Origin of the sequence: Larkinella fluvii (genome assembly GCF_051857545.1) — a bacterium.
Taxonomy (GTDB): Bacteria; Bacteroidota; Bacteroidia; order Cytophagales; family Spirosomataceae; genus Larkinella.
Map to the genome: position 1 here is coordinate 105,274 of NZ_JBPZHB010000002.1, position 13,455 is coordinate 118,728.

Below are 13,455 nucleotides of genomic sequence, written 5' to 3' on the forward strand. Positions count from 1 at the left end.
TTCGAAACCGAACGTCGTCGGCCGGGGAGCCCGCAAATAAAGGCAGAGTCAATTTTATACTACACCCCAAGCCTTTCAGGCCTGAATTATGGCGGTTCATCATTTTTTTGTCCTACGGGATGGGGGGAAAGCCGACCTTTGCTGTCATTCCATCAATGCGGTCGTAACGCACGGTATACGTTATACAACCATCCTATGAAACACGCCTTATGAAAAAAATCTTACAAATTGGCCTGCTGATGCTGCTGGTCGGCCCGGCCGTTCGGGCGCAGGGAACACCCGACCCGGCCCCCACAACCCGGCGAACAAGCGCGCAGGCCACCGTGAGCGGCTACATTAAAGACGCGGCCAACGGCGAAGGCCTGATTGGCGTTTCGGTATTCGTGAAAGAAACCGGTTCCGGCATCACCACCAACTCCTACGGCTTTTACTCGCTGACCTTACCACTGGGAACCTACAACCTGGTGTATACCTACGTGGGTTTTACCAAACAGAACCGTACCATCGACCTGACCAGCCAGAACGTCCGGCTGGATATTGAACTGAAAGAAGAAGGGCGTGACCTTCAGGAAGTGATTGTTTCGACCAAACGCGAAGACGACAATGTAAAAGACATTGCGATGAGCGTCAATACGGTGGAAATGAAGACGATTCAGAAAATTCCGGCGTTGCTGGGCGAGGTCGACGTTATCCGCAGCATCCAACTGCTGCCGGGCGTCTCAACGGTTGGCGAGGGCGCAACGGGTTTTAACGTCCGGGGCGGCAACGTCGATCAGAATCTGGTGTTGCTCGACGAAGCGCCGGTTTACAACTCCTCCCACCTGTTCGGGTTTTTCTCGGTTTTTAATCCCGATGCGGTCAAGGACGTGAAACTGGTCAAGGGCGGTATTCCGGCGGTATATGGCGGCCGGATTTCGTCGATCCTCGACGTCCGGATGAAGGAAGGGAATTCTAAGAAAACCACAGTGTCGGGTGGTATTGGATTGATTTTTAGCCGGTTGACGCTGGAGCAGCCGCTGTTTAAAGATAAAGACGGGCAGGCCCGGGGTTCGTTCATCATTGCGGGTCGCCGGTCGTATGCCGACATTCTGGCCAAACCGTTCCTGTCCGGCGATCTGAAGGGTTCCCGGTTTTTCTTTTATGACCTCACTGCTAAGGCCAATTACCGCATCAACGACAAAAATACGATCTACCTGTCCGGTTATCTGGGGCGCGATGTGTTTGGGGCCGATTTTGGGTTCAACTGGGGCAATACGACCACCAGTTTGCGCTGGAATCACGTGTTCAGCGACAAGCTTTTCCTGAATACCACGGCTTTTTACAGCAATTACGACTACCTGCTCGACAGTGACTTGAAGCGGAAAGATCCCAAAGATTATTTCAACTGGAAATCGTCCATCGTCAATTACAGCATAAAACCGGACTTTACATTGTTCCTCAAAAACAACACCCTGACGTTTGGTGGTCAGGCCATTGTCTACGACTTTCAGCCGGGTCTGGCCAATGCCGCCAGCGGGGGCGACGTGCGGACGTTTGGGCTGGAGAATAAATATGCCTTGGAAAGTGCGCTCTACATCGGCAACGAGCAGCTGGTTTCCAAGCGGTTGCAGTTGCAATACGGGTTGCGGTATTCGCTCTACAATTACCTCGGCCCCGGCGAAGCCTACGAATTTCAGACCGATGTGCCACCCAACCAGCGCCGGTTTCCGGTTTCCACCACAACTTACGGCCGCAACGAAACCATCAAAACCTACGGCAACTGGGAACCCCGGTTTTCGGCCAAGTATGAGTTGAATGAAGTGAGTTCGTTGAAAATGAGTTACAACCGGCTGGCGCAATACATCCACCTGGTTTCGAACACCTCGGCTTCTACACCCCTGGATGTCTGGACGCCATCGACCAACAACATCAAACCGCAGATTGCCGACCAGATTGCGGGGGGCTATTTCCGGAATCTGGGCAAAACCGGTACGGAGTATGAAGTGTCGGTGGAACTCTATTACAAATGGCTGCAAAACCAGGTTGACTACATCGACGGTGCCGACCTGCTGCTCAACAAGTACCTCGAAGGCGACTTGCTGAACGGCAAAGGCCGTGCCTACGGCGCGGAGTTTTTCTTGAAAAAGAACAAAGGCGACCTGACAGGCTGGGTGAGCTATACGCTGGCGAAAACCGAACGGTTTGTGGACGGCATCAACAACAACCGCTGGTTTCCAACGCGTTTCGACAAGCGGCACACGCTGAATGCCGTGGCTTTGTATGACCTGAACAAACGCTGGAGTTTCTCGGCAACCTTCGCTTTTGCAACGGGGACCCCCGCCACGTTCCCCACCAACGGCTACCTTTTTCAGGGGTATCTGGTACCGCACAACGCCGAGAATTCCCGGAATAATTACCGGATTCCGCCCTACCACCGCTTAGACCTGGCGGCTACGTTACAAAACCGCAAGAAAAAACCGACGCAGAAGTGGGAGAGCAACTGGGTATTTTCGGTCTACAACGCCTATGGTCGGAAGAACCCGTTCTCGGTCTTTTTCCGGCAGGCTGAAGACAAACGGACGGTGACGCTGAACGGCGAACAGGTGCAGATTCCGGTCGCCGAAGCCGTGCGGTATTCCGTTTTTGCCACGCTGATTCCGTCGGCAACCTACAATTTCAAGTTTTAGAAGAATAGAAACCGCCATGAAAAATACACCCATATTCGGTTTTTCGGTCATTCATGTAATCCTGCTGGGGTTGCTGCTGCTGGGGCTGTCGTCCTGCGAAGATCCGATCGATATTGACCTGCAAACCGGTCCGTCGCAACTGGCCATTGATGGCTGGCTGACCGATCAGCCGGGTCCACAAACCATCAAACTCACGAAAACCACCGGGTATTTCGACGCAGCGCAGCCCCCGGCCGCTTTGGGGGCCACGGTGATTGTGGCCGACGAAGACAGCGTGATTCACGAATTTATCGATGTAAAAGGGAACGGTACCTACGTCTGGACCCCAAAACCCGGCGAAGTATTCGGGAAAATCGGCAAAAGGTATTTGTTGGGCATCCGGTTTGAAGGGCAGGAATATTACGCCATTTCCCAGATGAATGCCGTTCCGGCCATCGATTCGCTGGTTTTTCGGGAAGAAAAACCCAACCCGCTGGAGGATCGGAAAGGTTTCGCGGGCGAGTTTTACGCAACGGACCTCCCGAACCAGACGGATTATTACTGGATTCGGACGTATCGGAATGGCAAGCGGCTCGACGAAACCAGTGACATTGTCGTGTCGTACAATGGTTCGTTCAACGGTTCCGCCGACACCGACGGTTTGTTGTTTATCCAGCCCATCCGGACATCGATCAACCCCGACAGTTTGTACAACCGGAATGATTCGGTGAAAGTGGAAGTGTTGTCGATCACGCCGGACGCGTTCTACTTCTTTCAGCAGCTCAGCACCCAGATCAACAACGGCGGGCTGTTTGCCTCACCGCCCGCCAATGTACCCACCAATGTGGTGAACCGCAACGCCAGCGGCCCTAAAGCCGTCGGTTTCTTCGGCGTTTCGGCGGTGAGCAGCAAGACCGTGAAAGTAGAGGAGGTGAACATTCGGCCGAGCGAGGATTAGGGGTTAAAACCGCCACCGCACCTGCACCTTCACCTCGCTTTTATGCGGTTTGTCAATCTCGTCCAGATCGGAGCCGACGGTTTCCTGTTGTCGGAAATCGCTTCGGCTCCAGCGGAGCCAGACGTCCAGGTGTTTGTTGAGTGTATATTGCAGCAACAGGTAATTCCGAATGCCTTTGTTGGCGTAGGCCGGAATCGAAAACGCAGAGAGTACATCCCGTTCGTAGACATACTGGCGGCTGTCATAATCGGTCGTGCTGAACCACGCCAGTCGCCCGCTGAGGGATAACCGTCCGAAGTCCGCCGTGGCATCCTGCACGATAGTCAGGCCCTTCGAAGCCGAATAACCCGCGTATCGAAAACCGCCCCACTGAATGCGGGTTCGCAACGACCAGATTCGGGAAGGGGAATAGTCGGCATTGAGCGCGTAGTTTTTCCGGCTGGTTTTGACCGTCTGTTTGGTTTTGCTGAGCCTTTCCGGCAGGTTTTTCTCTTTGTGTTCTTCGTGGTAAATCCCGTAGACCGTAAGCTTTTTGGTGGGCGTGTAGGTGGTTTGCAGCAGGTAATCGTACCCCTGCGACGGTTTATCGACCAGGTATTTCCACCACGGAAACCGGTAGTAGTCCATGAAGGCTCCCAGTGTCAGCTTGCGGTAGATGACATACCGAAAACCGGTGTAAAGGCCGCGTTCGTTGCTGTTGCGCGTGTTTTCGCCAAAGGCATTGGCGTAAAAACTGTGAAAATTCCGGGCATAATACCGCCCCAGCATGGCGACATCAAAACGCTTGGTCAGGCTGGCGACAGCACCACCAACGGCCCCAATACCCCCACTCGACGAACGGGCGGCTTCCCCGAAGAAATTGACGTTTTGCCATAAATAACTGCCGTGTACTCCGAAAACCGTGTTTTGCTTTCCCGAAAACTCGTACCGGTTATACGGCAGATCGCGTTTTTGCAGGGTTTTGTCGAAAACCGTGTGCAGAACCGTCGCGCCCAGTTGCCACCGTTGCTCCCGGTGGTGTAGCAGGTGAATGCCCAGATTCTGTTCCAGCAGACTGGCCCGGTCGGCGAGTTCGGCGGTGGTGCGGTGCAGGCCGCTGGTCTGGAGCGAACTGATCTTGTCTTCGTGATTTTCAGGGTCTTCCACCACGTTGCCATCCCGCCGGTTGCGGGCGGTCAGCAAAGTAATGTCCCAGTTTTTGTGCAGGGAATAGGTGGCCGTCAGCCCGCGCAGAAAACCGGATTCGCTCAGGGAACTGTAAGGCCGTCCACCCAGCGAGGGCCGCCGGACGCCCGCGACGGTTTCGGTGCCTTTGCCCAGCGAGAAGCCCGACGCCAGGATGAGCCCCTGCCCGATTTGGAGTTGGTAATCGCCGGTCAGCAGGTTCCGCCAGCGGCCCCGGTTCTGGAATTGGGCGTGAAACGAAACGTAGTCGATGCCATACTGATGGCTTGTCGGTTTCCAGCGAAACGGTTCGCCGGGGTCCTGTTCGAGCGTCAGCCCGAAGCTGAACTCGCGCGGGCGGCTGTAGCGATACCGCCAGTACCACTGCTGCCGACTGCCGTCGTAGCGCCGGGGCAGGTTGCCGTTTTTGTCCGGTTCTGCCGACGTAAATCCCTTTTGTTTTTCCAGGACGCGTTCCACCCGCATGATCAGGTAATGGTCGGTGGGGTTGCGAACCGAAAGCGAGCGGTTTTGGGCATTGACGGTTACAAAAGGCAATAGTCGGCGGATGGTGGGCAGGTCGAAATCCGGGACGGCCTGGAGTTCATAAATCGAAAGCAGGCTGCCAAAGCGGGTGCGGTAATCCGCCAGGCTGTTGAGCTGTCGTTCGGTCAGCAGGGAAGTAGCCGCCAGTTCGTCGCGGGTGGCGGTGTTGAGATCGAGCGGGTTGGCGTAAAGCTGGTAGAGATTTTCGTAAACCGTTTGGTAATCAATGCTTTCGGTCTGAACCGGGAAGAGGTTCTGAATGAACGCCGTGAGGTTGGTTTCGCGCCGACGGTATTCCTGCGCGACGGCAAACGACCGGATGAGCAGAAAACCGCAGATCAGCCAAAGGGTAGAACGGTATTTCAAATCGTCGTGGCAACGGGGAAGGCCGCACCTCCGCCGGACGGCCCGTTCCGGCTGAAAGAACTTCTCTCAGTTGCTTAGACGAAAAAAAGAACCGGAAGACACTCCGGTTCAGACGGTTTGGCGAAAAGAAGGCCGGATTACTCGCCCTTGATAACGGCGACCAGATCCTGCAAACTTTTCTTCTGACGCTTGTTCACTTTCGGGTAGTCGGTTTTCAGATTTTTCACTTCTTCGACCAGAATTTTTGCGACGATCAGCCGCATGTTTTTCTTGTCATCGGCCGGAATGATGTACCAGGGCGCTTTTTTGCTGGCCGTTGCGTTGATCGCATCCTCGTAAGCCTGCATGTACTGGTTCCAGAAACCGCGCTCCACCACGTCCTGATCATCGAATTTCCAGTTCTTCGACGGATCTTCGATGCGGCTGATGAGTCGCTCGCCCTGTTCTTTTTTCGACACGTTCAGGAAAAATTTCAGCACCGGAAAACCGTTGCGGTTCAGATAGGTCTCGAAGTTGCTGATGTCTTTATACCGCTGTTTCCAGAGTTTGTCTAAATCGACAGTACGTTCTTCGGGCAGCCGCTGGGATTGGGTCAGAATTTCGGGGTGGACTTTCACCACCAGCACTTCTTCGTAATAGGAGCGGTTGAAAATGCCGATGGTGCCGCGTTCGGGCAGGTTGATGAGGTTGCGCCAGAGAAAATCGTGATCCAGTTCCTGATCCGTCGGTCGTTTGAACGAGTGGACGCGCATCCCCAGCGGGTTGACACCAGAAAAAACGTGCTGAATGGTGCTGTCTTTGCCGGCGGCATCCATCGCCTGAAAAACCGTCAGCAGACCGTAGCGGTTGTGGGCGTACATTTTTTCCTGCAATTCGTTCAACTCGGTCGTCAGGTTGCGCAGTAAGACCTCGTAGTGGTCCGAATCGTCATACAAATCGTCTAGTTTGGTGGGGAAATCGGCGATGGCGAATTTTTGAGATCCGTGGCCGTCGAAACGAAACGGCTCTGTTTTCAGGTCAAATGATTCCGTCATGGGTTTTATCGTCATGGTTTACGAGTTACGCCGGGCAATTTCTTTTTCCGGCGAACCGTCTTAAAATAGATTCTGTTCTTTAAAAACCGTTGGATTGATTCCCGCGTAGATACAGGCTGGAACTCGATTTTGTTATACCGGTGTAAGGTCGGAATAAAACCCTCAACTTCGTACAATGTTTAAACCCATGCATCTAAAACGCGTTAGTACCTGGTTGCTGGCCCTGTTGCCGCTGGCGTCGCTGTCGGCCTGTGGTCAGTCAACGAAACAACAGTCATCCGAGAAAAAATCTAAAATTATGAATACCAACAACCCTGTATCAACTGCCGCCGGCATGGAAAAAGCCACCTTCGGCACGGGCTGCTTCTGGTGTACGGAAGCCATGTTTGAATCGCTGGATGGCGTTTCGGATGCCGTTTCCGGCTACGAAGGCGGTTCCAAAGCCAACCCTACGTACAAGGAGGTCTGCACCGGCAACACCGGCCACGCCGAGTGTGTCGAAGTGACGTATGATCCGAAAAAAGTAACCTACGCCGAACTGTTGCAGGCCTTTTTCCGGAGCCACGACCCGACTTCGCTCAACCGGCAGGGGGCCGACGTCGGAACGCAATACCGATCGGTCATTTTTTACCACAACGACGAGCAGAAGCAACTGGCCGAAACCGTCAAGAAAGAGTTGAACGCGTCGGGTGCGTATGACAAGCCGATTGTGACGGAAATCAGCCCGGCCGAGAAATTTTACGAAGCCGAAGCGTATCACCAGAGCTATTTCGCCAACAACCCGGAGCAGGGCTACTGCTCGTTTGTGATTGCGCCGAAGCTCGACAAGTTCCGCAAGGTGTTTAAAGACAAGCTGAAGAGCAATGACAAAGTGACGTCCAATCACGAGTAATGCCTGCCATCAAAAAAGCCCCGATCGGGGCTTTTTTGATTACTTGACATAATTTGGAGACACACATTCCTGCCAGTATTCTACGATCTTTCGAACGGTTTCCTTCAGTTTATCAAACTTGGAAGGTTTGATAAAAAATCCCTGAACCGACTTGGAATACGCGTCAATAACGTGTTGCTGTTCGGCACTTGTCGTGAAAAACAGATACGGAATGCATTTTAATCTCAGGTCTTCGTTCTCGTGAATTTGCTCTCTCAATTCCAGGCCGTTCAGCTTCGGCATATTGATATCCGAGATAACGATAAATGGTTCGATGGAGGTGGAGACTAAGTAGTGAAGCGCTTCCTCCGCATCTTCAAAAAAGATAACTTCATTCTTGTAGTCAAGTTGCTTAAATACTTGCGTCAGCATCTCCTGATCATCTTCATCGTCTTCTATGACTACGATTGCCCCTGTCTTATTCATCGTGCTACAAAAATGAGTTGATCCGTAAACCGCTGACTGAATTGATGAGAAACGCAGCAGAATACCAGTAACAAACGGTCTACCCGGTTCTCAGACGCTCAAAGATAGGGTTATATAATTTACAATCTCTCATGAATACTTCGTATCCGATCAAACCGGGTGTAGATTGCTAATCATTCGATTCGTACTTTACACCCGGTTTTACTTTATCCCTTTCGGGAACGCGCACACTGACTTATGACGACTGGTTCCAACGCACATCTGCTATTGGTTGAAGACGAACCCAAAGTGGCTACGTTTATTAAAAAAGGGCTTCAGACGCAATCGTATACGGTGGAGGTGGCCTTAACGGGCGAGGAAGGGAAAGCACTTTTCAATACCACAACCTTCGATCTCATCATTCTGGACGTCAATCTGCCCGATATCAGCGGCCTTGAGGTGGCGGAGTACATCCGGCAGCAAAACCGCCGGGTGCCAATTCTGATGTTGACGGCGCTGGATACGACCGCCGATAAATTGCTGGGATTTGAAGCCGGTGCCGACGACTACCTGGCCAAACCGTTCGATTTTCTGGAACTGGTGGCCCGCGTGAAAGCCCTCCTGCGCCGGGCCGGAACGACCGAAGAAGTGGATCGGGTTTTGCGCGTGGCCGATCTGGAACTCGACCTGCACGAACGTGTGGCCCGTCGGCAGGGGCAGACCATTGAGCTGACGGCCCGTGAATTTGCCCTGCTGGAATACCTGATGCGCAACGCCGGCCGGGTGGTTTCGCGGGTAGACATTGCCGAGCAGGTGTGGGATATCGGGTTCGATACCGGCACAAATGTCATCGATGTGTACGTAAGCTACCTGCGCGCCAAGATCGACAAGGATTATCCCACCAAGCTCATCCACACACTGATTGGAATGGGCTACGTGCTGAAAGAAAAATGAGCCTTCAAAACCGCCTGACCCTGTTATCGACCGCCATCGTTTCCATTTTGCTGGCCTTCTTCTGTCTGTTTCTGTATCTGGTGGCGGAGCAGTACCGGAAAAAAGAATTCCTGACCCGGCTGCAGTCGGAAGCCCTGACGGCAGGTCATCTGCTGGTGGGACAGGAGCACCTGGGGCCGACCCTCTACAACCTGATCGACAAGAATCAACTGACGGTTTTGCCCGACGAGGAAATCATTATCTACAACGCGCAAAACCGCCTGATTTACGAAAGCGGAACGGACTTTCTGACGGTGACACCCGCGATTTTGGACCGGGTTCGGGAGCTACAGACGACGCAGTGGCGGGAGGGAAATCGCGAAATCGTGGGGATTTTGTTTACCGAAAAAGCCGCTCCATTTGTCATTTTTGCCTCGGCGGTTGACATCTATGGCGTGCGGTCCATGCAGGATTTGGCGCGGTTGCTGAGCGGTGGCTGGTTTGTGATGATCGGCGTCATGCTGATTGCGGCCCGCTACTTCATGGGCCGTATTCTGGAACCCATCAGCCGGATCAATCAGCGGATTGATGAGATAACGGCCTCGAATCTGTCGCTCCGTTTACCCGAAGGCGAAAGTGCCGACGAACTGACCCAACTGGCGCAACGGTTCAACCGGATGCTCAACCGGCTGGAGGACGCGTTTCGGCTGCAACGGTCGTTTGTGTCGCACGCGTCGCACGAGTTGCGAACCCCGCTGACCGCCATTACGGGGCAGTTGGAAGTGTCGCTGCTGGCCGATGATGAGCCCGACGAACTGCGGGCGACGCTGCGCTCGGTGCTGGACGATGTCCGGGGACTCAACCGCATGGCCAATGGATTGCTGGCGTTGGCCAATGCCAGCATGGATTCATCCGCCGTGCCGATGGGACCCGTGCCACTGGATCGTTTGCTGGAACAGGTTCAACTCGACGTTCAGCGGCTTCAACCGACCTATACCGTTCACCTTCGCATCGATTCGCCGAATGTGTCCTCCGCCGACTGGCAACTGACGGGCAGCGAACCGTTGCTGCGGACGGCTTTTTTCAACCTGCTCGAGAACGGCGGCAAATTTTCGACCGACCAAACGGTAACTCTTCACGCATCCGTCCAACCGAAGTCGATCGAACTGCGGGTGCATAACGCCGGTTCGGTGATTCCGCCCGACCAGCTAGCGGAGGTGTTCATCCCGTTTCAGCGGGGGCGCAATGCCAGCGGACTGCCGGGCTTCGGGATTGGACTTTCACTGACGGAGCGCATTGTCCGCTTGCACAAAGGCGACATCCGGGTTGAGTCGAAGGAAGGCGCCGGAACCACTTTTATCGTCACGCTTCCCCGCTAATTGCATTTCTAACCCCGTTCTAATGTCGTTCTAACACGAGCTTAACACCGGCTTACGACCTTTGTAAGGTCAACCAGGCAGTAGGGTACTAAATGAACCTGAAACCGAGTGGTTGATTTAGTATAAAGACAGAAAAAGCCATGAAAACATACATTTTTGCTCTAGCTCTTAGTGGATTAACGATTTTGAATGCCGCAGCCCAGGACGATACCAAACGTCGGAAGGATGTCACCTATTCGACCCATAATTACAAACACCCCAACAAAGCGGCTGTTGCCCAAAAGTGGGCGAACCAGAAAGGGGAAGGCATTAGCGCCCCGGCGGTGAACAACCGGGCGGTAGCCAACTACAAGCAACCAAGGCTCAACACAGAACCGGTCAACGGTATCCTGGTGCCGCATACGGCTGAGGAAAATCTGGCCAACCGGAACTACAAAATTCAGCATTTCAATGTAGCGGGTCAGGAAGCACCGGCGGCTGAAGTGGCCGGTAACACGCCGAAAGGAACCTTGCCACAGGAGAACGAATAATCCTAAACCTGATTGCCAAAAACGGCTTAACCGCATCTTGTATGCGGTTAAGCCGTTTTTGTTTTGGTCAAACTTCGGATATTCTCAATATGCCGGTAATTCAGTAGACCGGCGGGTGTCTAATGATGAGGTCTATGGGATGGAGCCCATTTACACTTGAGGAAAAATCTAATTTTGTATGCATACGTGATTTATGGTTCAACGCTCCGACCGGAGCGTTGAACCTGTTTCGTTTGAGGATATTTGGAACGGTATGATTAATAAATAGATAAACCGTAGAAATTTTGGTAGTAATTTTTATAAATTGTACCCCATTATGTTTTCTTTAAACAAAATGCAAAAAAGAATTTTTGTTTTGGGACCTATGCCGCACTATTATCTGATCAATTGTTAGAAAAAACTTTAAGTATTGTTGTAATTAGTAATCCTGCATTGGCGTCCTTTATTAAAATCCTTTATTTACTTAAAATCAACTTGAAATGTGTGAACTGGCAACACTTGATATTAATCGTGCTATAATGCACACAATTATTGAAAAAGAAACTAGGCAGTTACATGCCTCTGTTAAAGAGTCACATGAAGCAGTTACTTTGTCAGAGGGAGCAAAAAATGTTATTTATAAAAGACTAACCAATGCATTAGGTTTAAATTCTCGGGCTTTCAGTCTTGAAATTGAAAAATATGACACTGAAAGCATATTTTCATATTGCAAGGGGATAATTCCAAAAGATGATGTTTCTTTTGTTAATGCTTCAAAAAAAATTGCGGATAAACTAGCTGTATCTCAGAAAAGAGGTTTTATTCCTGGAGGATATTTGATTTTTTTAGAATGTACTCATACAGTGAAAAATATACCATGTTTTATAGTAATAAAAGCCGAACCTCATGAAGCAATCAGACAAAGTAATAATGGCGAAAAAGTTTTATTAGAAGTATTAGATGATTTGATTCTTTCGCCATCACAAAAGTTTTTTAAAATTGGAGTAATTTTTAAGAGAGATTTTCCTATAACTGAAGATGAATTTACTAATAAAGTTTACCCTCCAAACGATTATTATGGATGCATATTGTTTGACGAGAACTTTAAGAAGGCAACAAAACCAGCAGAATATTTTTATAAGGATTTTTTAGGTTTTTCTATTTCTAAAAACTCTTTGATACAAACAAAAAAGTTTTATCAGTTTACAGATGGATTTATAAAAGATAGCTCTATAAGTCAAAGTGAAAAAGAAGATGCCTTGAAGAGTTTGAGGTCTTACATCAGGAGTTACAATGATTCGATTATAAATTTTTATCATTTTGCAGAGGATTTTCTTCCTTATGAAATAAAGTCAAGCTATAAAGCCGAAGCACAAGACTATATACCATCTTCTTTTATGAAGGATGCGACACTATTAAAGAAAGAATTAGAGACAAAAAAGATCAATTTTCCAAATAAAGTAATGCTTTCATTACCTGAGGAATTATATGGCGACAGGGTCAAGGTTATTTCTTCTCATGAAATTAAGGTTGAAGAGATAAGCGACGCAAATTATACGTGGGTCAGAATAGCGGGAAAGCCCTATGAATCAAGAAGAAACTCGTGAGAAAGAATTGCGAATGGAATTTCGCACTCTACTACCTCATTTGGAAAGTTGGGGAAATGAAGTTGACAAGACTTTAAAAGAAATACTTCACGAGTTTATTTTGACAAAAAAAGTACAAATTGGTCCAGCATTTAGGGTGAAAGATGAGGACAAGTATATCGAAAAAGTGACTGCGAGGAAAGCTTATAATAATCCCTTGATAGAAACTTCAGATAAGGTAGGTACTCGTGTTGTGCTATTAAATACTAAAGATTTAGTAGATGTTTCAGATGTATTAATGAATCATGATTCATGGAATATTACCAAAGATAGAGAATGGTTGAAAGAAGTTGAAAGCAATCCCAGTACCTTTGATTACCAATCTGAACATTTTGTAGTCACACCAAAAAAAGAAACCCTTTTAGATATTGACTTTAATGCATTAAAGTGCGAAATTCAAATCCGGACTCTACTTCAACATGCTTATGCAGAGGTGAGTCATGATCATGTCTACAAAGGAGCTTATAAAAATGATAAGCCCATTTTAAGGAAGCTTGCTAAATCAATGGCACTTATGGAGGCTACCGATGATTACTTTAATCAAATTTTTGATTTAATCGGTAATCCTAATAACAAAGAAAATGATTTATTGAAAAATCTTGGTATTTTATATAAACATATTGTGCCTGAAAAAGAGGTGTATTATAGCCAAGATTTATCCGATTTGTATTTACCCCTTTTTTATAATAAACCATTTAATGTTGGAAATTTAGATGGGTTTGTTGAAAACAATGCTCAATTAAAAAACTGGATTAATAGGAGTAATCTTCTTCTTTTTAAGCATCCAATTATTATTATGCTTGCTTACTTTCTTAGAAATGATCAAGATTATTTGTGTGAGAATTGGCCTTCAACTAGGAGTCAGTTGGAAGGTCTTCATCTAGGTCTAGGTTACAGCTTTTCGGATTACTAGTATTGTAAATTTAAATAGTTTTTCCG

At 49.6% G+C, this 13,455-nt stretch carries 11 protein-coding genes; 8 read left to right on the forward strand and 3 right to left on the reverse strand.

The annotated features are described in order from the left end of the window. The first annotated feature begins 209 nt into the window (after positions 1 to 209). Both ACS5NO_RS04550 and ACS5NO_RS04555 read left to right on the forward strand, forming a co-directional pair. A complete protein-coding gene (locus ACS5NO_RS04550) occupies positions 210 to 2,666 on the forward strand; it encodes a TonB-dependent receptor (RefSeq protein ID WP_439414046.1) in 2,457 nt (818 codons plus the stop codon). Positions 2,667 to 2,682: 16 nt separating this feature from the next. Next, entirely contained in the window at positions 2,683 to 3,603 is a 921-nt protein-coding gene (locus tag ACS5NO_RS04555; RefSeq protein WP_439414047.1) for a DUF4249 domain-containing protein, read from the forward strand. A gap of 3 nt (positions 3,604 to 3,606) precedes the next feature. On the opposite strand, the gene ACS5NO_RS04560 is transcribed toward ACS5NO_RS04555, so the two are convergent. Beyond that, on the reverse strand, positions 3,607 to 5,679 hold the full coding sequence (locus ACS5NO_RS04560) for a ComEA family DNA-binding protein (RefSeq protein WP_439414048.1): 2,073 nt from the start codon (positions 5,677 to 5,679) through the stop codon (positions 3,607 to 3,609). Positions 5,680 to 5,816: 137 nt separating this feature from the next. Further along, the gene (locus tag ACS5NO_RS04565) at positions 5,817 to 6,713 is read right to left on the reverse strand and encodes a polyphosphate kinase 2 family protein (RefSeq protein WP_439414049.1); all 897 of its coding nucleotides are present in this window, start codon (positions 6,711 to 6,713) and stop codon (positions 5,817 to 5,819) included. A 298-nt stretch (positions 6,714 to 7,011) separates the two neighbouring features. Here ACS5NO_RS04565 and msrA point away from each other — a divergent pair, with 298 nt between their 5' ends. Then, positions 7,012 to 7,605 (forward strand): peptide-methionine (S)-S-oxide reductase MsrA, encoded by a 594-nt coding sequence (msrA, locus tag ACS5NO_RS04570; protein WP_439414569.1) that lies wholly within the window; start codon positions 7,012 to 7,014, stop codon positions 7,603 to 7,605. Between the two features lie 39 nt (positions 7,606 to 7,644). Here the strand turns inward: msrA and ACS5NO_RS04575 are convergent, their stop codons facing one another. Further along, the gene (locus ACS5NO_RS04575) at positions 7,645 to 8,070 is read right to left on the reverse strand and encodes a response regulator (RefSeq protein ID WP_439414050.1); all 426 of its coding nucleotides are present in this window, start codon (positions 8,068 to 8,070) and stop codon (positions 7,645 to 7,647) included. 237 nt (positions 8,071 to 8,307) lie between these two features. Here ACS5NO_RS04575 and ACS5NO_RS04580 point away from each other — a divergent pair, with 237 nt between their 5' ends. The 5 genes from ACS5NO_RS04580 to ACS5NO_RS04600 all read left to right on the forward strand — a co-directional run bounded on the left by ACS5NO_RS04580 (position 8,308) and on the right by ACS5NO_RS04600 (position 13,429). Next, entirely contained in the window at positions 8,308 to 9,003 is a 696-nt protein-coding gene (locus ACS5NO_RS04580; protein ID WP_439414051.1) for a response regulator transcription factor, read from the forward strand. Next, a complete protein-coding gene (locus tag ACS5NO_RS04585) occupies positions 9,000 to 10,361 on the forward strand; it encodes a HAMP domain-containing sensor histidine kinase (RefSeq protein WP_439414052.1) in 1,362 nt (453 codons plus the stop codon). The genes ACS5NO_RS04580 and ACS5NO_RS04585 overlap by 4 nt, the downstream gene beginning before the upstream one ends. A 140-nt stretch (positions 10,362 to 10,501) precedes the next feature. Beyond that, a complete protein-coding gene (locus tag ACS5NO_RS04590; protein ID WP_439414053.1) occupies positions 10,502 to 10,891 on the forward strand; it encodes a hypothetical protein in 390 nt (129 codons plus the stop codon). A gap of 479 nt (positions 10,892 to 11,370) precedes the next feature. Continuing rightward, positions 11,371 to 12,477 carry a nucleoid-associated protein gene (locus ACS5NO_RS04595; RefSeq protein ID WP_439414054.1) on the forward strand — a complete coding sequence of 369 codons (1,107 nt, stop codon included), beginning with the start codon at positions 11,371 to 11,373 and terminating at the stop codon, positions 12,475 to 12,477. Next, complete coding sequence (locus ACS5NO_RS04600; RefSeq protein WP_439414055.1) at positions 12,455 to 13,429, forward strand: GTP pyrophosphokinase; 975 nt, start codon at positions 12,455 to 12,457, stop codon at positions 13,427 to 13,429. Before ACS5NO_RS04595 ends, ACS5NO_RS04600 begins: the two co-directional genes overlap by 23 nt. Positions 13,430 to 13,455 lie beyond the last annotated feature (26 nt).

Coding starts and splice junctions, on each gene's coding strand:
- ACS5NO_RS04550 (WP_439414046.1), top strand. CDS start 210: ATGAAAAAAATCTTACAAATTGGCCTGCTGATGCTGCTGGTCGGCCCG.
- ACS5NO_RS04555 (WP_439414047.1), top strand. CDS start 2,683: ATGAAAAATACACCCATATTCGGTTTTTCGGTCATTCATGTAATCCTG.
- ACS5NO_RS04565 (WP_439414049.1), bottom strand. CDS start 6,713: ATGACGGAATCATTTGACCTGAAAACAGAGCCGTTTCGTTTCGACGGC.
- msrA (WP_439414569.1), top strand. CDS start 7,012: ATGAATACCAACAACCCTGTATCAACTGCCGCCGGCATGGAAAAAGCC.
- ACS5NO_RS04575 (WP_439414050.1), bottom strand. CDS start 8,070: ATGAATAAGACAGGGGCAATCGTAGTCATAGAAGACGATGAAGATGAT.
- ACS5NO_RS04580 (WP_439414051.1), top strand. CDS start 8,308: ATGACGACTGGTTCCAACGCACATCTGCTATTGGTTGAAGACGAACCC.
- ACS5NO_RS04585 (WP_439414052.1), top strand. CDS start 9,000: ATGAGCCTTCAAAACCGCCTGACCCTGTTATCGACCGCCATCGTTTCC.
- ACS5NO_RS04590 (WP_439414053.1), top strand. CDS start 10,502: ATGAAAACATACATTTTTGCTCTAGCTCTTAGTGGATTAACGATTTTG.
- ACS5NO_RS04595 (WP_439414054.1), top strand. CDS start 11,371: ATGTGTGAACTGGCAACACTTGATATTAATCGTGCTATAATGCACACA.
- ACS5NO_RS04600 (WP_439414055.1), top strand. CDS start 12,455: ATGAATCAAGAAGAAACTCGTGAGAAAGAATTGCGAATGGAATTTCGC.